This is a genomic window from Ignavibacteria bacterium, assembly GCA_015709655.1.
Taxonomy (GTDB): domain Bacteria; phylum Bacteroidota; class Ignavibacteria; order Kapaibacteriales; family Kapaibacteriaceae; genus OLB6.
The window spans coordinates 1,444,414-1,469,371 of sequence record CP054181.1 but is presented as its reverse complement, the minus strand read 5'-3'; the positions used below and the strand labels follow the sequence as shown (position 1 = coordinate 1,469,371).

Annotated in this window: 19 protein-coding genes; 12 read left to right on the top strand and 7 right to left on the bottom strand. The window is 45.6% G+C overall.

Annotated features, from left to right (window positions below):
* Window positions 1-3: 3 nt before the first annotated feature.
* The 5 genes from HRU79_05845 to HRU79_05825 all read right to left on the bottom strand — a co-directional run bounded on the left by HRU79_05845 (window position 4) and on the right by HRU79_05825 (window position 3,599).
* On the bottom strand, window positions 4-954 hold the full coding sequence (locus tag HRU79_05845; GenBank protein ID QOJ26195.1) for an NYN domain-containing protein: 951 nt from the start codon (window positions 952-954) through the stop codon (window positions 4-6).
* 81 nt (window positions 955-1,035) lie between these two features.
* Window positions 1,036-1,755: an ankyrin repeat domain-containing protein gene (locus tag HRU79_05840; GenBank protein QOJ26194.1), complete on the bottom strand. Its 720-nt coding sequence runs from the start codon at window positions 1,753-1,755 to the stop codon at window positions 1,036-1,038.
* Entirely contained in the window at window positions 1,752-2,336 is a 585-nt protein-coding gene (locus tag HRU79_05835) for a hypothetical protein (GenBank protein ID QOJ26193.1), read from the bottom strand. Before HRU79_05835 ends, HRU79_05840 begins: the two co-directional genes overlap by 4 nt.
* 18 nt (window positions 2,337-2,354) lie before the next feature.
* Window positions 2,355-2,720: a hypothetical protein gene (locus tag HRU79_05830; GenBank protein ID QOJ27282.1), complete on the bottom strand. Its 366-nt coding sequence runs from the start codon at window positions 2,718-2,720 to the stop codon at window positions 2,355-2,357.
* A gap of 72 nt (window positions 2,721-2,792) precedes the next feature.
* Complete coding sequence (locus HRU79_05825) at window positions 2,793-3,599, bottom strand: outer membrane beta-barrel protein (protein ID QOJ26192.1); 807 nt, start codon at window positions 3,597-3,599, stop codon at window positions 2,793-2,795.
* Window positions 3,600-3,867: 268 nt separating this feature from the next.
* Here HRU79_05825 and HRU79_05820 point away from each other — a divergent pair, with 268 nt between their 5' ends.
* Window positions 3,868-5,193, top strand: a complete 1,326-nt coding sequence (locus HRU79_05820) for a replication-associated recombination protein A (protein ID QOJ26191.1) — start codon at window positions 3,868-3,870, stop codon at window positions 5,191-5,193.
* A 21-nt stretch (window positions 5,194-5,214) separates the two neighbouring features.
* On the opposite strand, the gene HRU79_05815 is transcribed toward HRU79_05820, so the two are convergent.
* Complete coding sequence (locus HRU79_05815; GenBank protein ID QOJ26190.1) at window positions 5,215-6,393, bottom strand: L,D-transpeptidase; 1,179 nt, start codon at window positions 6,391-6,393, stop codon at window positions 5,215-5,217.
* A 67-nt stretch (window positions 6,394-6,460) separates the two neighbouring features.
* Here HRU79_05815 and HRU79_05810 point away from each other — a divergent pair, with 67 nt between their 5' ends.
* From HRU79_05810 to HRU79_05795, 4 genes are all read left to right on the top strand, one after another.
* Window positions 6,461-7,285 carry a glutaminyl-peptide cyclotransferase gene (locus HRU79_05810; protein QOJ26189.1) on the top strand — a complete coding sequence of 275 codons (825 nt, stop codon included), beginning with the start codon at window positions 6,461-6,463 and terminating at the stop codon, window positions 7,283-7,285.
* A gap of 92 nt (window positions 7,286-7,377) precedes the next feature.
* Entirely contained in the window at window positions 7,378-10,590 is a 3,213-nt protein-coding gene (locus HRU79_05805; GenBank protein QOJ26188.1) for a hypothetical protein, read from the top strand.
* A gap of 14 nt (window positions 10,591-10,604) precedes the next feature.
* Window positions 10,605-11,570, top strand: a complete 966-nt coding sequence (locus HRU79_05800; GenBank protein ID QOJ26187.1) for a T9SS type A sorting domain-containing protein — start codon at window positions 10,605-10,607, stop codon at window positions 11,568-11,570.
* 46 nt (window positions 11,571-11,616) lie between these two features.
* The gene (locus tag HRU79_05795) at window positions 11,617-12,276 is read left to right on the top strand and encodes a T9SS type A sorting domain-containing protein (protein QOJ26186.1); all 660 of its coding nucleotides are present in this window, start codon (window positions 11,617-11,619) and stop codon (window positions 12,274-12,276) included.
* Here HRU79_05795 and HRU79_05790 read toward each other — a convergent pair.
* Window positions 12,248-13,615: an MBL fold metallo-hydrolase gene (locus HRU79_05790; GenBank protein QOJ26185.1), complete on the bottom strand. Its 1,368-nt coding sequence runs from the start codon at window positions 13,613-13,615 to the stop codon at window positions 12,248-12,250. The two genes, HRU79_05795 and HRU79_05790, sit on opposite strands and share 29 nt — an antisense overlap.
* A 111-nt stretch (window positions 13,616-13,726) precedes the next feature.
* Here HRU79_05790 and HRU79_05785 point away from each other — a divergent pair, with 111 nt between their 5' ends.
* From HRU79_05785 to HRU79_05755, 7 genes are all read left to right on the top strand, one after another.
* Window positions 13,727-15,127, top strand: coding sequence for a cobalamin B12-binding domain-containing protein (locus tag HRU79_05785; protein ID QOJ26184.1), 1,401 nt, complete (start codon window positions 13,727-13,729; stop codon window positions 15,125-15,127).
* Between the two features lie 29 nt (window positions 15,128-15,156).
* The gene (locus HRU79_05780) at window positions 15,157-16,479 is read left to right on the top strand and encodes a DUF4397 domain-containing protein (protein QOJ26183.1); all 1,323 of its coding nucleotides are present in this window, start codon (window positions 15,157-15,159) and stop codon (window positions 16,477-16,479) included.
* Between the two features lie 28 nt (window positions 16,480-16,507).
* On the top strand, window positions 16,508-18,550 hold the full coding sequence (locus tag HRU79_05775; protein QOJ26182.1) for a hypothetical protein: 2,043 nt from the start codon (window positions 16,508-16,510) through the stop codon (window positions 18,548-18,550).
* A 349-nt stretch (window positions 18,551-18,899) separates the two neighbouring features.
* Window positions 18,900-21,146 (top strand): hypothetical protein, encoded by a 2,247-nt coding sequence (locus tag HRU79_05770; protein QOJ26181.1) that lies wholly within the window; start codon window positions 18,900-18,902, stop codon window positions 21,144-21,146.
* 304 nt (window positions 21,147-21,450) lie between these two features.
* Window positions 21,451-22,398, top strand: coding sequence for a pyridoxal-phosphate dependent enzyme (locus tag HRU79_05765; protein ID QOJ26180.1), 948 nt, complete (start codon window positions 21,451-21,453; stop codon window positions 22,396-22,398).
* Between the two features lie 51 nt (window positions 22,399-22,449).
* Window positions 22,450-23,904: an Asp-tRNA(Asn)/Glu-tRNA(Gln) amidotransferase subunit GatB gene (gatB, locus tag HRU79_05760; GenBank protein ID QOJ26179.1), complete on the top strand. Its 1,455-nt coding sequence runs from the start codon at window positions 22,450-22,452 to the stop codon at window positions 23,902-23,904.
* Between the two features lie 10 nt (window positions 23,905-23,914).
* Window positions 23,915-24,889, top strand: a complete 975-nt coding sequence (locus HRU79_05755) for a branched-chain amino acid transaminase (protein ID QOJ26178.1) — start codon at window positions 23,915-23,917, stop codon at window positions 24,887-24,889.
* The last annotated feature ends 69 nt before the right edge of the window (window positions 24,890-24,958 follow it).

Sequence of the window (24,958 nt, the reverse complement as noted above, 5' to 3'; positions counted from 1 at the left end):
AGACTAATAGTCATCGTCAAGAATCAGTTTAACACGCTTCGCAACCGGGTCACCATCCGAATTTCGGCCCAAAGAAAACTCGACGGAATCGCCCTCATGCAGGTCCGAAAACGGAGTCTGAAGAACATCCGTGTGGTGGAAAAACAAGTTGTCAGGGTCGTATTTAATAAACCCGTAGCCATTTTTCAGTGCAACGATTTCACTTTCGAAAATTTCAGAATCATCCGTGTCGTCAGCAGTATCAAAATCAGACCGTGTTGCGGTATAATTAAAACCGGTGCCGATTTTGGAAGCAAGGTCACGCTGTACGAACATATTCTGGATGAGAACATCGTTACGTCGGGCACGGGTTTCAAGTAATTCGTGCATTGCAACCGGATAACTCACCTCTTCGATGAGTTCTTGTGATGTACGGGTAACGATTCGGTTGCCATCATTATCGACAAATTCGAAGTCCCACGCCAATACCATTACACGTGCACCCAGGGTGTTCAGTTTTCTGACCAGTGGAACATAATCGCCATCGGATGTAATGAGTACTACCACATCCATCTTTTTGAGCAACGTAAGTTCGTAGGCTTCAAGAGCCATCCAAACATCGATACCCTTCTCTTCGCGCCGGCCTCCGGTGTTGCGTACAGGTAAATAGTGGGTAATAACGCCCTCCCACATTAAAATATCATCGAACACCCGTTCGTAATACAGCAGATTTCCCCGTTGCTGGGCTTCCTGAGCAGGTAGTCTTCCGCGAAAAAAATGGCTATCTACAATTTGACAATGTCTGGAATCCACACCTTCTTCTTCCGCAACCTGGTGCCGGATAAATTCGTGAAGTCCCCTAATGCTGATTCTGCTTTGGCGACTGTGGTTGAATGCGTAATAGTTTGATACGTGTAAAAAATAATTGCCATCATAGAAAATGCCGACACGGACCAATTTTGATAGTTTTTCCATTACAATACCTTTATTATCGAATCAAATTGAAATGAGAATGTGATTTATCAGTTAAAAACGAGTTATATAACAACACAACAATCAAAACAACGCACCGGCCTTACGCAGAACTTGTATTGAACTCTTATGGTTTCGTTGCTTCGCGTACCATAGTGCGGTATGAAAAGCATAATCCACGGCGTGAACGTTGGCATGAAACCTTAAAAGCAAGGAAATCATTTCGTACTCACCCAAAAAAGCTACCAGCATCAGAGGAGTTCTCCCCATCAAATCAGTCTGTTCGGGGTCGGCTCCGTTCTCAAGCAGCTCATTAAGGGTGTTTAACTGTCGGTTCCCTATGGCAACAAAAATAGGCGACTGTCCACGGTAATCCCACACCTTAATATTTGCGCCCGATCGAATTAAGTCATCTATCGGGTTTGAGAGCCCCTTTTCAGCAGCAACATGAAGGGCAGTCCTACCCTGGTCATCAGCCATATTAACATCTGCACCAGCGGCTATGAGCATTTTTACAATGCTTTCATTCCCATGAAACACAGCAGCATGAAGAGCCGTCATTCCCTGTTTGGCACTTAGATTAACATCTGCACCATGAGAAATGAGAAGCTCAAGCATGGCTGAATCACCTACCATGGCGCTGATAATAACGCCACTGAGCCCGTCGGAATCTTGTTCGTTGATGTTGTATTTTTTACTTGTAACAGCCCTGCTGACAGCTTTTAAATCACCGGTTTTTACAATGTCGGTAAGCCCATTTGCGTATACAGACCAAACCGTTAACAGAAACACGATAAACTTCATAATCCTTGTTTTTCGATAAACACACCCTTATCAACCTTGGCAAAAAAATCCTGATAAAACTTCTGATCATCAATCGTATATACTTCAGTCGGATCACCTGTATTGTCAAGAATCTTAGCAAGGAAGTTAGCGCGAACTTTACAGCGGGTACCAATTTCTGAAATATTAACACTTGCTTCAATTACTTTAAACTTATTGTACCGTTGCTGCTCGGTACTCTTACTGTTTGCTCTGGTTTTATAGTTCTTTTTAAAAATCTGCGAAAAAAGCTCTTCCCAGTAATCGTCATTGGCAGATGATGAGGGTCTGGTGCCTGTAGTAATCTGCAGTTCCTTGGTGGCAGTCAAAAGTCCAAGATCTACTACTGCATTTTTAACCACAAAACCGTCATCTTGTAGTGTATTAAGCACAGCCTTCATAACGAGCTTCACGTCATTCGTGTCAAACTCCCTGGTTTGATATGACCGAACCTGCAATTGAGTTTGCGGTGGTTTGGCTTGTTGCTGTCGATTAACAATCGTGCACGAATGAAGAACAGTGCCTAAAAGAACGAGCAGAGCAAACAATGATGATCTGTACATTAACAACATCCTGCAGACTTAAAATTTGCTTGTATGATATGAATACGATTCAACGCGATCATTTTCATCGAACTTAATGACAACGGTCAGTGTTTTTTGAGTAGAGCTGGCTGCTCCGCTTTGATTGGCCGTGTTTACCAGAATGAGGAAGATAGAGGTCTGAGACTGTGAGTACGAAACCTCGGTTGCAATTTTATCATAAATCCAGGCTTCCTTGCCATTCTCGTCACGCTGCGTAATATTGGGTGATCCAAGTGCAGCTGCAACATCAGCCATCTGCATTCCCTTGCGGATCTCTCTCTTAACGATGCCGGCGGTAATTTCACGCTCCTGATTCGAAGCAAGGTCCTCGCGGTGGTCTCTTGCTGTTTTGCACGACGTCAAGGATAGTGATGCGACTACGATAACCGCTAATATCACGACATGTTTCATAAAGTACACCATTGTGTTTAAGTGTTAAAACTGGAATGTCAGCCCAAGCGAAAAGTGAACAATCTCGGGTGACTCTACCCTCTGTGAATTAATTGAGATTTCTTGCGAATCAGTAACATTTATCCAAGATACGGTTGCTGCTGATCCCCATAAGTACCGCAGCCGAATATCCAACAGCGTTCGCTGCAACTCATGCGGAAGATTAATAATATCAACAACCTTAACCATACATCCAACACCGGTGCCATATTGCCACGATATGCTGCTCTCATCCTTGGAAGCAACATTTGCATTAACACCACTTGCCCGGGTAGCCGACACTGAGGACTGGATTAGCGTGAACCCGCCCAATACCTCTGCGTAAGGGTATACCCATGAAGCAATGTTTGGCTGTACGCGCAGGCTGAGATTTACGGGAATCTGGGTGTTGTACACTTCGTAATTTATTGTATCTAAGAACAACGATCCCAGGGGCACCACAAACCGTCGGTTTTCATAACCGTAAAAATCAAAACCGATATGCAGGCCGGTAGCTACCGGCAGAGGGTCAAAATAGTATCCCGCTTCTAACCCAAAACCGTATCCGGTAGATATGCCATCCAGAGTTTCAAGAGCACGCCTTAATGTATCCTGCGGATTGGATACACGGAAGTTCAGACCAAACTGCCATTCCAGGGGTATGTTTCGGATTCTCTCAATCAGAGTATCCTCATAGATGTTGGACGGACGATCATACGCTGACGCAGGAACATTTTCCGGCTGGGCACCAGCACGATTACCCAGAGCAATAAGCAACAGTAGAACGGGCAATATCTTAAGGGGAGCATGCATAGCCGTGAGGTCCTGCCGAGTTAATGCAATAAACAAGCGTATTTGTATAAAATTAACACATCGAGAACGGTAAACATTGAGTAATAACACAGTGAAACAGATTTTATTGGCTGTTGATCCACAAAATCAGCAACAAGTAGTCGACGGGATAATGAAACGCTGAAACAATTTTCGCCAGTAGGCTCGGGAACTCGTGCATCACGTCAGTTAATGTTATTTTGTTTCAGTACACAGGTGGACAGAATTGTTACACACATTTAATTCTAACATGGACGATTTATTTTCAACTGCATCATCAGCAGCTGGTGAGGTACGGCAGCCCCTGGCAGAACAGCTGCGCCCGAGGAATATCAATGATATTATCGGACAGCAGCATCTTCTGGGGTCTACCGGACCTATACGCGCAATGGTACAAACCGGTAAGCTTCAAAGCATCATTCTGTGGGGGCCTCCCGGATCTGGGAAAACAACCCTTGCGCAATGTATTACACGCTCCGTGAACGCATCTTTCGCTGAGGTTCGTGCTATAGATTCAGGGGTTAAAGAGCTACGATCAGTATTGCAAAAGGCACAGTTTGATAGGATTCGTGGGGTTGCTACGGTTTTGTTTGTTGATGAAACTCACAGGTTTAACAAGCTGCAGCAAGATGCTTTGTTACATGCCGTAGAGCAGGGACACGTAGTTTTTATTGGAGCCACAACCGAAAACCCGTCGTTTTCGGTGAACAACGCTCTTTTAAGCAGATGCCATGTGTACCGACTGAATCCGCTCTCGCCGGATGATATGCACCAAATTATCAGTCGAGCAGCAGCCACCGTTTCAACTCAGTCCGGAAAAGAGATTCTGGTTGACAGTGATGTGCTTGTATCGGTTGCCGGTGGTGATGCACGGACCTTGTTAAACATTCTAGAGTCAGCGGTAAATATGAATTTGCACCGGCAAAGCAGTGCGATAGTGATTGACAAAGCGGTGGTAGAACAAGTAATCCAGCAACGAGTGGCGCGCTACGATGGTACTGGTGATGATCACTATCAGCTTATTTCTGCACTGATTAAAAGTATCAGGGGGAGCGACCCCGATGCTGCCTTGTTATATCTGGCTGCGATGATTGACGGAGGCGAGGACCCGCTATTTATAGCACGCAGACTGGTTATACTTTCTGCCGAAGACATTGGCAATGCAGATCCCCAGGCGTTGGTGCTGGCGATGGCCTGTTTGCAGGCAATCGAAAAAATAGGCATGCCAGAGGGGAGACTACTGCTGGCGCAGGTGACTACCTATCTGGCATCTGCCCCCAAGAGTAATGCCAGCTATTTGGCGATAGATGCAGCCATGGAACTGGTTCGGTTAAAAACCGTTGCCGTTCCGCTGCACCTGCGCAATGCCTCTACAGAGCTGATGAAGTCAGAAGGTTATGGTAAAGGGTATCGTTATCCGCATTCGTATCCGGGACACGTTGTTTCAGAAAATTATTTTCCATCGAGTATCAAAGAAACATTGTTATATAAACCGGATGGTTTAGGAGCTGAGGACGCCATCCAAAAACGGCTACGGCAGTACTGGCCTAACCGGTGGAGTCCAGAAGAAGAATAATGGTTGTGAAGAGCAATGAAGCTAATGCGCCTCAGGCGAGATAACCTGCTGTGGCATAGCGGGTCCACCCGACCGGAGGGAATCTGTAGCAGCGGCTTCCTGGCGACGTTTTTTTTCGCGACGCAACTTGTTATAATCAATACTCTCTCTAAGCTGCACGTGATCCCGGATCCAGCCACGGGTACGGAGTATGCCTTCTGCTTCACGGTAACGGTCTCCGTCAACAAGTGCTCCGCGAACTGCTTTAGGAATCTGCGAGATTGGTATTAATGCCGGCTCAACATCCATTGGCTGCTTTGGAAGGTCGGCAATCTGAATAGAATTGTCTTTAATATCCAACCACGGTCCACCGCGTTTTCGTGAGAAATCAAACAGACCGTGAATGATTACAGGTGTTCCGGTAAGTGGGATAATGCGGCGATTCGAATCCAACTGAGCAACCTTCACCCAGTTGTATATCCATTCGGCATCTTCAAGAAATTGTCGCACACAAGAATGCGAGACGGGGCGGCCCGGCATATCAAATTGATGCATTGCACTTCCTGCATACTGATGGATGTTAACGGTAAAGGGGAGAACCCACGTACTGTCAAGAGAAGAAAGCCGCAGCCGCTGTTTCCAGTTAACGGCATAACGTCCCGGGAATGTTGGCTTCCGTTCCTCGCCTGTATTTGTTGCCGCAAAACGTACGAGTTTACCGTATTCATAACAGGCGTAACTCTGCCACTCGTTACTAATAACCAACAATTTCGGAATTGATGCTGCTGCCTGGTAATAATACGGGAATACGGAATACCACCGCAAGTCAGATGAAATTGAGTCCGGTATGAGTACGGAATCACCTATCCGCACGTAGTGAATATCTTTACGGTTAATTGTGGTAAAGGCACGGTAGGCCAGCCAGTTGGCCTTGGTTTTTGCGTAGGTACGACGAATACTGTCAAGTGCTTTTGCATTCGAGACAGCGAAAAGTGAATAGGAAATTCTGGGAATAGCAGACTTCAGTGAGTCTGCACTGTGTTTAGCAGTATCACTTGTACGTGCGGCTTCCAACTCCAGCTTCTTTTCTTCGGTTAAAGAATCGGCACCAAGCCGAGAATTGGAATCGTTGACACTGTCGGAATCACCGTTATCGGTACATCCAACAAAGATTAGTACCAGCAATGAGAGCGAAAAACGGAAAAAACTCTGTGTTATCATGATAGAAATATGGTCGCAAATTTATGAATTCAATTGTTAAGGGGCTCAGGCTATGTAGGTTTGCACCATGCAAATAGCCATCAGCATTCTAGTGTTCTGCTTACTGTATTCATGCTCAGCTAAACAGGAAATATCAGAAAAGAAGGGTCTGTTAACACAAACCGAAGAAACAGCCCCACCTAATAGTGATACGAATGCCAAGCCCCCTACCATCGTCCATACACTGCAGGTAATCGAACGATACCCACACGACACAATGGCCTTTACTCAGGGATTATGTTTTGTTGGCAACGATTTATACGAAACCACGGGTCAGTACGGTGCAAGCAGTCTGCGTAAAATTGACATGAAGACGGGCAAGGTCCTAAAAACCGTTTCGCTGGAAACATCCATATTTGGTGAAGGTCTTGCCTTCTTAGATAACAGGTTCTTCATCTTGACATGGGTAAACCAGTTTGCACTGGTGATGGATAAAAATACGCTGCACGAAAAAAAACGGATACCGTATTCGGGTGAAGGGTGGGGGCTGACAACAGATGGAACGGTACTGTACATGAGTAATGGAACCGAAGTGATAACCGTACGGTCAGCCGAAGATTTTTCCACTCTTCGCACAATAGTGGTTAGGCTGGACGGCACCCCTGTCCGATACCTTAATGAACTGGAATGGGTCGAGGGTGAACTATACGCCAACGTATGGCAGTCAAATTCAATAATGTGTATTAATCCTGAAAATGGTATGGTTACCAGGGTTCTTGATGCATCAAATATCCTTGGTCAGACCGAGCGGACTGTCCGAACAGACGTGTTAAACGGTATTGCATACAACAGCAACACTAAAGAATTGTACATAACCGGAAAATACTGGCCTTTTTTATTTAAAGTGCACTAGCCAGCGTCACATCATCCACGAAAAACCACACATGACTAACAACGCCGAATTACTATCACGGCGATGTTTCACCCCTTTTCATGGAGGACGTCATGTGTTCGAAATTCTGGGTTATACCAATACTGCTGGCCGTATTGTCAGTAACTCTTCACGCACAGTTGCAACTGCTGTATCCGGCGGATAACTCGTACGGTGTGGAGTGCCAGCCACTTATCACGATAAGGGCACCGGCCGCTATCGAACCGGCATCGGTTACTATGAATTATCCCGACGGGAGTGTGATGGGTGGTGTACAAATTTGTCCGACAGTCCTGTTGGTCGACGACAATTGGTCCGATGATACCCCCTTAACCCAAATCAGGCATACGGTAATGGGGACGTACAGTCTAAAGGATCCGCAGACGCTGCAATTCAAGCCATACAGATTGTTGCCTGGTAAAACATACAGGATAAAGGTGTCGGGATTATGGCTGAAAGGTCAACCTGCAGGACAAATGCCGGACCTGGAAGCAACGTTCTCCACAGTGTCCGAAACACCGTTCGTTCAGTGGAGTTCAATAAATCATACTGGATACATTGGCTGCACAGAAGCAATCTACATTCGGGTTAAGTCAATGCCGGTAAGGGGCTTAGAGTTTGCACAAAGAGTGATCAGTGTATCAACAAATCATACCGAAAACAATTTCGACGAACCGCTGCCCTTTAACCTTGAAATTAAAAATGACAGTATTGTGATAAAACCCGCCGGCCAGTGGCCGATAGGTGCCGTGTTAACTCTAACAGGATCACTTAGTACAATAACGGGAAACCCGGATGATGACGTGAAGTATCGTACCGTTGTCCGGTCAGCAGCTACGATGAAGGTTTCTGCATCGGCAAGCAGTGGTTCTGAAATTCCTGCCGAAATTCAGGACGTGTTTACCGCAATGTCCCGCGTGGTTCGGGTAGGCGAAACCGTACAAATACACACACCGCGGGACCTTCCTAACAGATGGCGTGTTGTTAAGTGGCAAAGTTCGTACGCAGATGTCGAAGAAATGGATGATCCTTCGTTTCAAGTGGACTGTTCAGAACTTCAGCGTGATATTTTTCTGACGGCATTGTTAGAGAAGTTAGATTCACTAAATGTTGTTGTTAAAATCGATTCAGGTGGGCGGGTAAGAATTCATGACAGCAGCGGTGTTCAGATTTCGGAGCTGACGGAAAGTGATACCATTTACATTACCGATGACAATCCGCTATTCAGAATGGTAGCCGTGAGTAAGGACGGATATGAGTTTGTTGATTGGAAAGTGATCTGGTCAGATACAACCACATTGCTCGGATCGTCAATAAAATTTGGCGACAATACGCAGAATGGGAAGAAAAAGTTCAGCTCAGTTCCGTGGTGGGCTCTCAGGCCTGGTGTCGGGGTTACGTTAGTGCCCAACTTCGAAAAAGTAAATCCTGCTGACGCCCAATATTGTCTGCAGGCACGGATAGCCAACCAAGATGATGACGAAGGATGGGATTTAAACGAGGTGGTTTCCTTTACCACAGAAAGAACTATCTGTACCAGCTCTCCGCAGTTAGAATCCATTTGCATTACTACTAATCCATGCTGGGAAATTGTTGGATATTATGATAACGAACGCAATGACTATGTTTTTTTAGACGAGCCTACAGACGAATACTGTGCATCGGCAGTTACAACCTGGCCTGCCAATATGTTAACGTTCTTCGTACAACGGCGCAGAGTAAGCTTGCGGGTAGATAAAGTATTGCTGTCACGTGACGACCCAACAGATATGATACCGGATGCCCAGTTTAATGCCAATACAAAGATTACTGTTAAGGTAAGGCTCATATTGAACGGAAAAGTGTCGTGGCCAACACTAACCACTATCACGTGTAAGGATGGCAACATTCAGTACTCACCATACAGTCTGCGCTGTGGCGACGTAGTTAAATTGATTGTATCTGAGTCACCTGTCCGTGGCCAGAAATGGATTGGTTTCGCCGAGCTGGAGAAATATGTATTACCCGAACAAACCGATACGCAGCCTATTACCTACACTTTTGAAATAAACGGCCAGCAGGCACTGTTCGAAGAATCTACCTGCAATGTGGTTGCATCTGGCTATCCGGAAATCCGAATTCGAGGACTGTACCGCCAAGGTTTTGGCGTTGAAAAAATCGGATGCCGACTACGAGTACTTACCGGTAAGAATCGCAACGCATGGAAATGGGAAGAACGCTGGCTCGACCCGGAGGTTTATCGCGACCAATTCGATGACGAACCCGTAAACAGTCGGCAAATAGAGTACGAACCATCCCGAGGTATTAACGTAAAAATCCGCTTTACTCTGCCCGTGAATCAGCAAACTGTCTATGACGGGTCAATAAAGATGAGGTCGTTCGATAATTTCCTTTGTAGTAATCCCGCAGAAACCAATCTGGATTTTTCAACCACATCACAATATGGTAATACAGACTTTATCAGTTCACCCTACGAAAGTCCAAGAACAGTGTCGCTGTGGGTCATGGATCCCAATTCAAGCCCAATACTACAAGCCCTGCATACCGGACAAGTTGATATTCTGTGCACGACCGACACAAAGGCTCTTGGCGGAATCACAATGGAGTCAGCATTCCACTTTCAAATGTCCGATGTAGAAATGCCTGCTTACCAGATTACGTTTGAGAAAATAAAGTTTGACTACGATGGTGATTTTGATTTTGTGTTTAGTAACAGTGGCGATACTTATCATGTAACAATGGGAGGTATTATTGGATCGAATGGCTTCGTGGATGTAGATGAGGCGTTCAGGCGAATACCAGACTGTTCAGAACAGCAAGGCATCCCACCCGGAGAATGTACTATTCCATATAGTGATAACGATGGAATCGTAAGAATGAGTGGAAACGGGCTGATTACACAGCCGAACTGGATGGCACGGGGCGATGTTGTCTGGTGGTACATTTCGTCGTACGACGAAGACTGTAAGGATGAAAACGACTGTTTTGTAAACCGGGTTCACGACTTTTTGGAAGAGGTGAAAGACGAGGCAAAATCGTATTCTGATTCAAAAAAAGAATCAAATGAAAAAATAATTGCTAAATTAATTGGACTGGCTACATCATTTGTTTCTGCTCTATTGCCTGCAGACGAACAAGATGAACATATTGGGACTGGTGACTTCCGGGGGTATGGGGATACACTATGGAACGGAAGAAGGGCTACTGAGCTTTTTGAAATCGGCTCTGAAAATGCATCCTACTGGCTTAAACCACAACTTGTTTTACATCGCGCTGTCGTGCGCTAAACTGGGAGGTTCTTATGTTACAGACAGCCTTGCTATATCGGTTAACAACCGTAATGATTCTGTGTATTTCGGGTGTAAACGCACAGGAAACACAGTTTTGCCCATCATGGGTAGAGCTGCAGGACTCACACAACAATATTGATATTCCAATGTGTGCCACATCGGTGACAATTGGGGTGAGTACAACAATACCTGATATTGTAAAAGGCACCATTGATGATGCCGTTAAACTGTACCGGATGGTACCCAATACAAATGATCTGGTGCAAATCAAGGCAACTGTAACTGTGAACAAGGACGACGGAGAGATTACAATTACTCCTGAAGAACCATTTCTCATTTTTGATGATCTGAAAAATGTAGCACCCAGATATTATACGATTATGCTTGACTGCAAATCGTGGGGTGGTAATTCTACTTATGAAAAAATATTTGTTAAGCGGAATTATGCTTACGTTTCTGGTAGAGCCAAAAGAGCCTCTGACTCCACTCTAATAATGGAATGGGACGGCTTTCCTAATTCACGAACTGTCCATTTCCACAACAAACACCTGATTTTATCCAGTCCTGATGAAATTGGCAACCAAGTTTTTTCACATTGGGAAGTAAACTATCCTGAGGCGAATATTGATCCGAAAAAAGCAAATCAGGAAGTTGGTGACTGGTGCTGGCCTGCGATTGATACTGTCATATTTACGGCTTGGTATAAAAGTTCGGTACAGGTTAATGATGAAGGTGAAAACGGAGATGTACGTGTTATTTGGGACAATGCCGCCGGTGCTATCCGTATTGACAATGATAACGGGATTTTTAGTCGGATAACGATATACAACCTACAGGGTTCATTGGCGTACGCTCAATCAGTACAACGTCAGTTTACGCAGATTACAATACCATTACGATTACAGCCGGGAGTGTATTTGGCTGTAGCTGATACTCCGTCTGGCAGTAAGGTAGTGCGGTTTTTAGTTCATCCATAGAATGAACTCTTAAATATTTTTCCAACAACTGCAACTAGGAAACATTATGAAAACACCATTCAAAGGTGCCCAGGGCATCGCTTTGCTTTGTATGATGGGTTTTTTGAGTCAGGGAACACCATCGTTTGCCGGAGTTGAGATATCATTTAACCCATTAACAGGCGGGTTTCGTAGCGGATCGAGTGTATTTGTTACTTGGGACAACAATTTTCAAAGCCCCCTAAAGGAGATCGTCTTGTTTGACGGTGAACGGAATCAAACAACAGTCTTAGCCACGGACATCGTCCTGGAATCCGGCACACAGCAATGTCTGCTTCCGTACAATCTGCTCCTGGGTTCATGGTACAGGATAGGCGTGCGTGATAAGCACGATACAAGAAAAATCGTGTTCAGTCCCGGGTTCCACGCCATCACTGCTCCGCAGCCGGCTATTAGTCATATTAGTGACGTGGAGCACGCTGCTACCGCCTATGTTCAGCCGGTACCAGTACAACAAAAGATTACAGTATCGTGGCCAATCAGCCGACAGGTAACGCGGTTAATACTGAATGACCAGCAGGGGCAGATAATTACAACAGTGGACGTACCTGACCAGACAAATCGGATGGACATAGATGTTGCCGGAATTACTGCCGGAATGTACTATTTAATGATTCGTGATGGAAACGGACCCTACTCTATTCATCCGATTCCCATTGTTCGTTAGCCAGATTATAGGTTATTCCAATGCGGGGAATGATAATGCGAAGGCCTGGCATGCGCATTCTAAGTGCAAGTGCCAGACCCTCGCAGGCCTCGCGCTCACCATGTACAATAACCACAGTATGGGGAGTACAATCAGTGATGAAACCAACCAGATCTTCCTGAGCGGCATGTGCACTAAACCGAAATGATTCTATGGCGCAGAGTCGCTTAAACTCCTTTCCTCCAAAGTCAAAAGCTTTATTCTTTTCACTATGGAGGAGTTGATAACCCGGAGTCGACGGGTCCTGGTAGCCGATAAATGCAATTCCAAATGTTGGTTCACGCATCCAGTACTTGGCAAGTACATAACTCATTGTGCGCTTGTTAACCATCCCCGAGGATGCCACGACAATACCCGGGGACTTAAGATATTCATTGGTATGAAGAGTTTCCCACGACAGTTTTTCCTGAGGAACATCTGCCAGCTTAAAGCCAGGACGATTAAATGGTTCGGTATAACAGTATGAATCGTAAACCTGTGAAATTGCCGTAGCCATACCACCGGTGTAAATCGGAAGACGTGGAATTGAGCCTTGCTGCATTAACTGATAAAGGCGGCTTACAATCTCCTGTGTTTTTCCCAAGGCAAAACATGGAATCAGAACAGAGCCCCCTTGAGATGATATCTGGGTAATAAACCGACTAAGTTTTTGTGACTCCCCATGGTAGTCAATTGGGAAACTTGAAGCACAATTAGTGGCCTCTGTAACCACAACATCAGCATGAACACGCGGAAGTTGAGCCGATTTAATAATGCTTTGTGGCTGAAACTGCACGTCAGCAGTATGAAGAATTCTGAAGCCATTGCTCTCAAAAACCACCCCGGCAGAACCAAGTATATGGCCAGCCCAATGAAACACAGCCGTAACCGGCTGTCCGGAATAACCGGTAATTACAAAGGGCTCCTTATAGTCGGCTGCATCAAAGGAGGAACGAACAAGCTGAATTTGTTCCCGCTGGTAGTATTCGAGCTGTTCCTTGGTAAAATGTGCCGTAACCTCACCCCTAAGCAGTCGGCCGTTGTTATTAAGCATTACATGGCTTAGGTCGCGCGTGGCACGCGTCATACAAATGCGCACATTGGGATGTCTGCGTAAAACATACGGTACACCACCTAAATGGTCGGAGTGCGCATGGGTAATAAGTAAATGATCAACCGGCTTTCCGTTAATATATTCTAACTCAGGGAAGGTACGGTAGCCACGTTCACGCGGATGAAGTCCGGCATCGACAACTATTCCGGTCCCAAACAAATTATAATGAAAGCAATTGGCACCAATTTCTTCGGCACCACCTAACACAGTAAATTCCTTCACATGGCAAAATAGCCACAATGGTTCTTGTACAAAGACTAACAACCAAAAAACCGTAATTTTACCGCTTACGTATTACTCACACGTGTGAAGCTGACAATGAAAAACCCGTCTCCATACCAACCAGTTCACACCGTTCGGATTGTTACGGCTGCTTCGCTGTTCGACGGACACGATGCAGCAATTAACATTATGAGGCGCATTATCCAGGCTACCGGCTGCGAGGTCATACATTTGGGACATAACCGGTCCGTTGCCGAAGTGGTAGATGCTGCTATTCAGGAAGATGCCCATGCCATTGCGATGACCTCGTATCAGGGGGGGCATGTAGAGTACTTTAAGTACATGCTTGATTTATTACACGAAAAGCTGGCCGGACATATTAAGGTGTTTGGTGGCGGTGGCGGCACGATTCTACCTTCAGAGTTAGATGAATTACACAAGTATGGTATTGCCAGACTATACTCTCCTGATGACGGACGAGAAATGGGTCTGCAGGGTATGATTAATGATGTTGTACAGCAAGCAGACGTTGAACTCCCTGATGTTTTTGGCAATAAACTGGAGGAAGAAGTAATGGCAGGCAATGCTCTTGCTATTGCCCAGGCTGTTACAGCTACTGAACATAAAAACACACAGAAATTTGCATTTGCGAAAAATGCGAAACGGTCACCGGTACTGGGAATTACCGGAACCGGCGGTGCAGGTAAGTCGTCGCTGACCGACGAATTTGTTCGAAGGTTTATGCATGATTTTCCTGAAAAGAAAATTGCTATTCTTAGTATCGATCCCTCAAAACGAAGAACCGGAGGTGCGTTATTAGGCGACAGGATCCGGATGAACTCCGTTCACCATCCCAACGTGTATATGCGATCGTTTGCTACACGAGCCGCTCACGTTGCAATTAACGAAGCCGTTCATGACTCACTACGTGTATTATCATTCGCCGGTTTCGACTTGATAATCGTTGAAACAGCAGGTATCGGACAGAGTGACTCGCAAATAGTGGACGTAGCTGACGTAAGCCTATACGTGATGACTCCGGAATACGGCGCAGCATCACAGCTTGAGAAAATAGACATGATTGACTATGCTGACATTGTTGCCCTGAACAAGTTCGATAAAAGGGGTGCAGATGATGCTCTGCGGGATGTTCGAAAGCAATATCAACGAAGCCGACTTCTTTTTGACCAGAGCCCCGACTCAATGCCCGTGTATGGAACAATTGCTTCGCAGTTCAATGACCACGGAACCAATGTTCTGTATTCAGCCATAATTCAGAAAATCAATGAAAAGTGTTCAGTAAAATGGAAAACCGGCATACTGCCTGAATACGAACAATCAGAGAAAATCTACATAATTCCACCTGACAGAATGCGCTACTTGGCCGAGATAGCAGAAGAAAGCGACAGGTATCAGCACTACGTAGATAAGCAAAGCTCAACTGCACAGCAGCTGTGGCAGATAACCGGTACAATTGACTTTTTAAAAAATTCATAATGATGTCAGCACTACTCTGAGGAACAATTATGCGGTACATCCTGGCTTTTCTTGCTTTGGGACTATTTCTTCTGATTGGTTGTGACGATAACACAAACAATCCTCAACCGGTTTCAGCAAATCTCCGGATGATAAACATGGTGTACGACGGAGGTGCACTGGATGTTTATGTAAATGGTAAACTGGCTACTTCGGGAACCACGTTCGGACAAAGCAGTGGATACAAGCAAGTGTCTGTTGGCGACCTCGACGTAGCCGTACATCAGGCCGGTGAAAGCCAGCCACGGAATTCTTCCAAACAGTCCCTTGCGGAAGGAGGTTCGTACACTGTAATTGCATTTCCTCCCTCAGCTGCCTTTGCTGCTGCGTTTGTAGCCGATGGCAGACAAGTTGGTATTGGCAAATCAAGAATAAAACTGGCAAACTGTACCAACGATCAAAATGTTGAATATGAGTTGTGGTTAACGGGTGCTCAAACTAAACTTCTGGGTCCGGTTCGGAGAGTAACAGTAAGCCCCAATGCTGATTTAATTGATGGTACGTATTCATTTTCGTTAAAACGCAAGGGTGACTCTACCTTCGAGGTGAATTATGCACCCATCGTTCTTCAGTCACAAACATCGTATACGTTTATCGTCCACGGGACAAGCAGAACCGATGACGCATATCCTTTTGGGGTACGAGTATTTAACGATGGTGGTAACGGAGATACCTTCGTGGATCTGACCCCATCGGCCGCAACATCAAATGTGGCGTTTATTAATGCTGTTGTTGGTGCCAGTCAGATCGACGTAGCAATTAACGCTACAAGTCCGCAGGTTAAAGGTCTGGCATTTGGCAGCAGTACACCATATTTATCGGTAGCGGCCGGACAAGGCACGTATACTGCCGCAATGGGAAACACGGCTCTGGTGTCCAACCGCCCAATCAATCTTGTAAACGGAAAAAAATACTCTGTGTTTTTAATTGGTGCTGTAAGCCCGCTAAGTGCCGGAACCCTGGAGTTAACCGATGAGGAGACGGCTGATCCTTCAACAGCCCTGGTACGCTTTATCCACCTGTCACCCGAAGCACCAAAGTTAAACGTTATTACTACAATTCCAACAGATTACCCTGTGCCCGGGATGCAAAACATGTCGTACCGACAGGTTTCAACCTCACCTACCAGCGGCAGCAACTTTCTTCGACTACCGGCAGGTACGTACTCAATGAAATTCCGTGAGCCTGACTCCACTGCAAACTACTACTCGCAAGAGAACGTAACATTCGAGAATGGACGGGTATATACAATGTGGCTCGGCGGCAACAAAACCTCGGGCAATCTTAAAGTTTATGTGGTTAATCACAACTAAATCATTTCTCTGATTCTCGAGTTTATACATGGATAAGCCAACGTCTGCACAGAGCTCTACAAAAGGCGAAATACTACCCGAACTGAATTCTGCACTTTCGAATTCGGAGATAGTGAGTGCTCTGGAAGCACAGGCCGCTCTGCTAAAAGAACAGCTAAGCCCGGAAGTAAGAAGTATTCTTGAGAATTGGAATAGTAAAAAGACATCGTATCAGGGTGATGAGTACACGTACAAGGTACGCAACAAAACAATCAGTGTTAGTAATTATGTAGAGTCACTATCTCATACAAGAGTACCCAAAATATCGCTACCACGTTTTTCGGACTGGGGTGAGGTTGTTCGATGGGTTTTAACAGAAAATGTTCCGGGTGAGTTTCCGTATACTGCCGGGGTATATCCGTTCAAACGAACGAATGAAGATCCTACCCGAATGTTTGCTGGCGAAGGAAGTCCTGAACGTACTAATAAACGGTTTCACTATTTAAGTTCCGGAATGCCTGCGGCTCGGCTTTCAACGGCATTTGATAGCGTAACGCTATATGGCGAGGATCCTCAGTACCGTCCTGATGTTTATGGAAAGATCGGGAACAGCGGTGTTAGTATCGCAACCGTCGACGATGCTAAAAAACTTTACTCTGGCTTTGACTTAACAGCACCATCAACATCAGTGTCCATGACGATTAATGGTCCTGCACCCATGGTACTGGCGTTTTTCATGAATGCGGCAATCGACCAGGAATGTGAAAAGCTGATTGATGAAAAGGGGCTCTGGCCAGAAGTAAATGAGAAAATCAAACAGAAATACAGCTCTCTGGGACTTTCGTGTCCGGAGTATCTCGACGGTAATGGTGAGCGTGTGCTGCCCGATGGAAATACAGGGTTGGGCTTGCGCCTGCTTGGTGTAAGCGGAAACGAGGTACTAAGTGCCAGCGATTATGAACTGTGTAAGGTTCGTGCATTAACAACAGTCCGCGGCACTGTACAAGCCGATATTTTGAAAGAAGACCAGGCACAAAATACATGCATATTTAGTACCGAGTTCGCTCTGAGATTAATGGGGGATGTTCAGCAGTTTTTTATCGACAATAATGTGCGGAACTTCTACTCCGTTTCGATTAGCGGATATCATATCGCCGAAGCCGGCGCTAACCCGATTACTCAGCTTGCCTTGACACTCGCCAACGGATTTACCTATGTAGAGTACTATCTGTCAAGAGGAATGAACATCGATGATTTTGCTCCGAACCTGAGCTTTTTCTTTTCGAATGGTGTCGATCCGGAGTACGCAGTGATCGGACGGGTAGCCCGAAGAATTTGGGCCAAGGCTATCAAACACAAATATGGTGGTAACGAACGGTCGCAAATGCTTAAGTACCATATTCAGACGTCGGGCAGGAGCCTTCACGCCCAAGAGATTGATTTTAACGACATTCGGACAACGCTTCAGGCCCTCTATGCTATTTATGATAATTGCAACTCGTTACATACCAATGCTTATGATGAAGCCATCACAACCCCTACAGAGGAAAGCGTGCGCAGAGCTGTTGCCATTCAAATGATTATTAACAAGGAATTAGGGCTGGCAAAGAATGAAAACCCTTTGCAGGGATCTTTTATTATTGACGAGTTAACCGATCTTGTTGAGCAGGCTGTTTATTCGGAGTTTCGGAAAATATCGGATCGGGGTGGTGTTCTTGGTGCAATGGAAAGTATGTATCAGCGAAATAAAATTCAGGAAGAAAGTTTGTACTACGAAAACCTGAAACATACCGGCAAGTACCCAATTATCGGCGTAAACACATTCCTGAGCTCAAAAGGTTCGCCAACAGTTATTCCCGAAGAAGTGATTCGCTCAACAGCCACCGAAAAAGAGCAACAGATTAAAAATGTTCAACAGTTTCAGCAGCGAAATGCAGAAAAAAAACAAGCAGCTCTTGAGAACCTGAAACGGGTTGCCATCACAAATGGGAATGTATTTGCTGAACTGATGGAGACCGTTAAGTACTGCAGTCTTGGCCAGATTACGCATGCATTATATGATGTGGGCGGACAGTACAGAAGAGCGATGTAAAACGGCTACCAGGAAAACAATGTAGATAGGTCCCGTAATAGATAACAATCGCGTCATGCCTATAGGTTTGCTGAGTTGGTATGACGAAGGGATTTTCCTCTATAGTCGTTAATACCCGGGCAGTCGAAACAACAACTCTGAACCGATACTGTCAGGTTATGATGATGTTACCTGAATTGCAAGATTGCACGCTGCTATGTGCTCGAATTGTCCGGCACCGCAGCCGGACTCCACACCACTATTCATGTACCAATGCACATGGTAATGTAACGGAAACGGCTGCCAGATGTTTGAAAAATTACTAACGAGCGGGACGTTGAGTTTACGTTGCCAGTAATATTGATAAACTATGCAGATTCTTCTATTTGCTTTTATTATAACCTCATGTGCAATTCATGCACAGACCTATGAACGTATTCCTTATGTTAAAGGCCTGTCACACCTCACCATGTACTATTCCGGCGATAACGCCTATGGTATTGACTTTGCCGGCAGTATGGTTTATACCATTAGCTACGCCGACTCAATTGAAATGAGGTCTGTGGCAGTGTACGAGGCGCCAAGCAGAATTGTTAACGCAGCAACCGGAAAGCAAGGCACAATTCTGGTGCTGGTAACAAGCTCGCCAACACACACTAACCTCGTTAGGATCGGATCAGACGGAGCTATTGATACGATTCCTGTTAACGTAAGCCACAGTATCGACTACGTGGTTGACATTGATGAGAAACGCGTGTTGTTACTTGGACGCCATCTATCAAGTTATGAACTGCGGGGTACAATCATTAATTCAACGTCAGGGAACCGATTTTTAACCGGCTTACCGCTGAATCAGTCTTCAACAGTCTATCCATACCATCTATCTAACTGTAACACTACACTGTTAACAGTAGTGTCAAAGAGCGAAACCAGCATGAAGAAAGACACAATCGTATTTGTGTTAGATACAACAACGATGTCATGGGTAAAAGACAGCGTATTAACTGGAGGTACATTGTGGACAGAAACCTCAGCGATGACGGCCTGGCAAAAGGGTGACACACTGTTTGTACGGTATGCCTGCGACTCTCTGGTGAACTCTGTTTCGTTTCCAAAACCACCGGTCAGTCTTACTCCATTGCAATCAGGCGAGGTATTGGTATATGCCGGTAGTCTGCTGGATAAGGTTGAAGCATATCGATATACGCCCGGAGAGAACAACTGGCATAAAGACGCATTTCTGTCACATCTACCATTTCGCTTTAGATCGGTGAATGAACTACGAAACGGCGAGCTTGTGTTCGTGGGTGATTCCGTTTACGTGTTGGACTTAAATAAGGAATGGCACAGCAGCCCCTTTCCGTCTCGAGAAATCATCCCTTCCGGCACTGGAGCAATGCGAGTGTTTTCTGATTCAATACTCGTGTTTTCATACAATGAAGGCCCGGATTTTCTGAATATAAAAACATTTAGATGGGATTACTATACCACGCCGGAGGATACAGTCATCCATGGACGAAATCTTGTTGCCATAGGCAATAGATTTTTATATACCTCTGATACAGTACTGTGTGTATTGGATAAGCAGCGTCATCTTATTTTCCCATTGTGCGAGGTTATCGACAGTGGTGATACAGTATCAGAACCTCACAACTCCAGTGGTAGTACTGTTGGTTTTCAGGTGGACGCTTTTACCGTATGTATGCACGTAGTACGGGAGAACCAATGGTATAGTATTGATGTTGTTAATCATTTGATGCGTAAGCAAGGTACGAATTGGAAAGAAGCGGGTGAAGCACCGCAGGACTACTGGCTCGGAACACCATCTGCAGTTGTATCGTTTGAATCTGACCCTATGCGAGTTGTTGCCAGCGCACTGTCTTCAGGAGATACCGGGCATGCAATGGAACAAGCCGACACAGTACTGTTCAGCCTCCTTGCAAGCACTGATAAAGGGACAACGTGGGTCAGGTCAACCAAGGGAATGCCCAATAAACTGCACTGTGTTGCACTGGCATCTTGTCAGGATACAGTGTATGCGGCAGTTACTAATATTCTGGGTTTAATACCATACCCCGTTTACGAACAAATCACCATTATCGTATCAACGGATCGTGGTCAAACATGGGAGGAGTGTTTTATCCTTCCGGTACCCGTAAAGCAAGTTGTGCAGATTTATGTATCTAACGATGGCGTCGTCTTTGTGCTGGCTAACAACCAGGGTTGTTATTTCAGTACAAATCGAGGTTATACGTGGGAATCATTCCAAGGACCCTGGGAGAACACCGGTGGTGTTGTTCAGTCAGTCCTGGATTTTGCTGGATTTCGATATGTGAGTACCACCGTTGGTCTGTACCGAACTCTTGCAGCGCCAACCAATGTTGACAAGGAAAGCAGAAACGATCAGGAGTTTACAGTGCAATGGCTGAATGGAGCATTTATGATTAGCAAAACATATAACCATAGTTGTGATATTACTGTATCAGACGTTTTGGGCAACATTATTCCTGTCACGATACAAGGGTTGGTTGTACAACCACTCATCCCGATCGCCGACGGTATGTACATAGTTGCATGCAACAATATCGGGACGGCTATTGTGCATGTTATCCGATGATTTCACTGTGAGCTGTAAAAACACTACACTGATGAAATGTAAAATTGTTATTCACTTTTAGTGAACAGATGAGTATGAAGCGGATTGGATTTACAACAAGTTTTTCCAGTCGATGAGTCAACGATTAGAGTACGATCAGCACCATAGGGAGTACAAACAAAGAGCAGCAGCAAGCTGTCGTAGTGTGAGCAAATGCATTTTTGTAACCGTATCGGCTTTATTTATATGTGTTGTGAAGTTCCAGCAGTTACCAAAAGAAACCAACCAACACTAACCTGATCGGTTTAACCAATAACGGCAAACAGTGGTTGCCATAAAAGAAATATCGAAGGCCTCGAAACTGATATTAGAGACTGTTCCGGTATCACCGGTATTAACCTCTCAAATATTGGATCGTGAGTTTGGTTGCAGCCTTTATTTTAAATGTGAAAACCTTCAGCCTGTTGGATCATTTAAAGCTCGCGGAGCCATAAATGCAATAGGCCAGCTTACGAATGAAGAGCTGAAAAGAGGAGTGGTTACTCATTCATCTGGGAACCATGCACGGGCACTGGCATGGGCAGCCGCCGGGCGAGGAACGCCGTGTTACGTTGTCATGCCGGAGGCATCTCCTGCAGTAAAGGTGCAGGGTACAAGACGTCATGGTGCAATCATCACATTCTGCGGTAATACCCTTGCTGAACGGGAATCGGCAGCAACTACAGTGCAGAATGAAAGCGGTGCCACCTTTATTCATCCCTACGACAATGATGCGGTGATTGCCGGACAGGGATCGCTCTCGGTTGAGTTTTTACAGCAAGCTCCTCAACTGTCAGTTTTTATTGCTCCTGTTGGCGGAGGCGGCCTAATGAGCGGATCGGCAATTGCCCTGAGGGCATTAAAACCGGGTATGCAACTAATCGGAGTTGAGCCAGAACTTGCAGCAGACGCCAAAATTTCGGTAGAGACAGGCAACCTTCAGCCCCCTTTCCCTCCCCAAACAGTTGCGGACGGCCTTAGAACAGCATTAAGCATGAGAACACTTGGGTATCTCATGCGAAATCATGTCCACATTGCAACAGTATCCGAGAAAAGCATAATCGAAGCCATGAATCTGTTAATGCAGGAGCTTCGTGTGGTGGTAGAGCCTAGCGGTGCAGTGGCATTTGCATATGTGCTTGATAACAGACATCTAATGATGCACAAACAGATTGGAATTGTGATCAGCGGTGGCAATTTGGAAGTTGGTCAAATTTTGTCGGGCATGGTGTAGAGCCGCTGATTCCGTAGCTTCGCTGTATTTGTCAGACACCTTAATACCCCAATGGTAACCGGATACGAACCAGTAATTGGCCTGGAAGTGCATGCGCAGCTAACCACTGCATCGAAAGCATTTTGTTCCTGTCCAACAACATTTGGAGCCCGACCCAACACAAACACCTGTCCTATTTGTCTGGGCCACCCTGGTGCTCTGCCCACCTTAAACGAGAATCTTGTTGACTATGCAATTCGGGTAGGACTGGCAACAAATTGCTCCATAAGACTGCACAGTACTTTTTCCAGAAAGAACTACTTTTATCCCGACCTTCCCAAGGGATACCAGATTTCGCAGTATAAAGACCCAATTTGCTATAACGGCTACATCGAGATAGAAACCGGTCACGGGTTCAAGAAAATCGGATTAACCCGAATACACATGGAGGAGGACAGCGGGAAAAGCATTCATGATCTGGATGTAGACACGCTTATTGACTTAAATCGGAGCGGTATTCCCCTGATTGAAATTGTAAGCGAGCCCGATATGCGAACCAGCAAAGAAGCAGAACAGTATCTTCAGCAACTCCGCCAGACCCTTATGTATCTGGGAGTATGCGACGGGAACATGGAAGAAGGCTCGTTACGGTGTGATGCCAACATCAGCGTCAGACCGGTAGGATCACCGCAGCTGGGTACAAAGACTGAAGTTAAGAATCTAAATTCGTTTAAGAATGTACAACGTGCTATAGAGTACGAAATTCAAAGGCAGGTTGAGCTAATCGAAAAAGGCGAGGAGGTACGGCAGACCACACTTATGTGGGATGCCGGTGCGCAGGTGACGCGGGAGATGCGATCGAAGGAAGATGCAAACGACTATAGGTACTTCCCTGAACCGGATCTGCCACCCGTAATTGTAACTGCACAGAAGGTAGAGGATGTGCGGGCAGGATTGCCTGAGCTTGGTATGGCAAAAAAAATACGGTTTACCGAACAGTATCAGTTGCCATACTATGATGCCGACATCTTAACCTCGGACTTGGTCTTAGCCGACTGGTTCGAAACAACCTGCGGCCTGCTTGCAAACCCTGGCCCGGCAACTTACAAGGCGGTAAGCAATTGGATACTTACGGAGCTAATGAGGAAAATGGGTGAGAATAAAGTTCAAATCACCGAAATCGGACTCACAAATGCACAGCTTGCGCTGTTGGTGGATATCGTTGCGGATGGAACAATAAGCAATGCTGTTGCCAAGGAGATACTTCCTGAACTGTACAACAGCACCACAAATCCGATTGACATAGTAAAAAGTAAGGGATTGGCACAGGTATCTGATGCTGAGGTCATTCATTCGCTTGTGCGTGATGTTTTAGCAAGGAATCATGAAAATATCGAGAAGTACAAAGCAGGAAAAACTAATTTATTTGGCTTTTTTGTAGGACAGGTTCTTAAAGCATCAGGTGGAACAGCGAATCCGTCAATCGTGAAGGAAGTAGTTCAGGAACAACTTGACTCTATCGTCTGAAAGGATTTTTATGCCCATAACGCCGACAAAAACAATCTGGAAAAATGGAACATTCATTCCTTTTAAGAATGCTACAGTTCACGTGTTATCGCATGCATTACATTATGGATCATCGTGGTTCGAGGGTATTAGGGCATACGAGACTGATCGCGGAATTGCTATCTTTCGGCTGACAGAGCACATGCAGCGATTTCACAAGTCATTGAAAATATATCGATCCCACCTTCCCTATTCCTCAGATGAGCTTGTAATAGCTACTTGTGAACTGTTACGCAGAAACAGTTTGGGAACCTGTTACATTCGTCCCTTTGCCTTTCGGGGATTTGGAGACATGGGCGTTTACGGACTCCGTAATCCTCTGGAGGTTTGCATAGCCGCATGGCAGTGGGGGGCCTATCTTGGTGATAATACAGCAGAATCGGGCGTTGATGTTTGCGTATCGTCATGGAATCGTATAAGCCCGAACACGCTTCCCAGTATTTCGAAGGCCGGTGGCAATTATATGAACTCGCAGCTGGTTAAGATGGAAGCTGTAGAAAATGGTTATGCCGAAGGAATAACGCTTGACGCATACGGACATGTAGCGGAGGGCAGCGGAGAAAACGTCTTCGTGGTGATGAATCGGGAGATTATTACGCCGCCGGCCGGACATTCGCTGCTTCCAGGGATTACTCGCGACAGTGTGATAACGCTGGCCAGGGATCTTGGGTATCGAGTATCTGAACGCAACATCTCTCGAGCTATGCTTTATACAGCAGATGAGATGTTCCTGACCGGTACTGCTGTCGAGATTACACCAGTCAGATCAGTCGACCGAATTCCGGTAGGCTCAGGCAAGGTTGGACCAATTACCCGGTCAGTTCAAAAAGCATTTGGAACTATTATTACAACAGGCAACGACACCCATGACTGGCTAACATTTGTTGATGATGTTCCATATAAGAAAACATCGAAAACACGCACCAAGGAAAAGAAACAACATTGATTATTAAGGAAAGATCTATGGCAAAATCAGCTCCCAAACAGGATTCGTCGGTAAAGAAGAAAAAAGCAC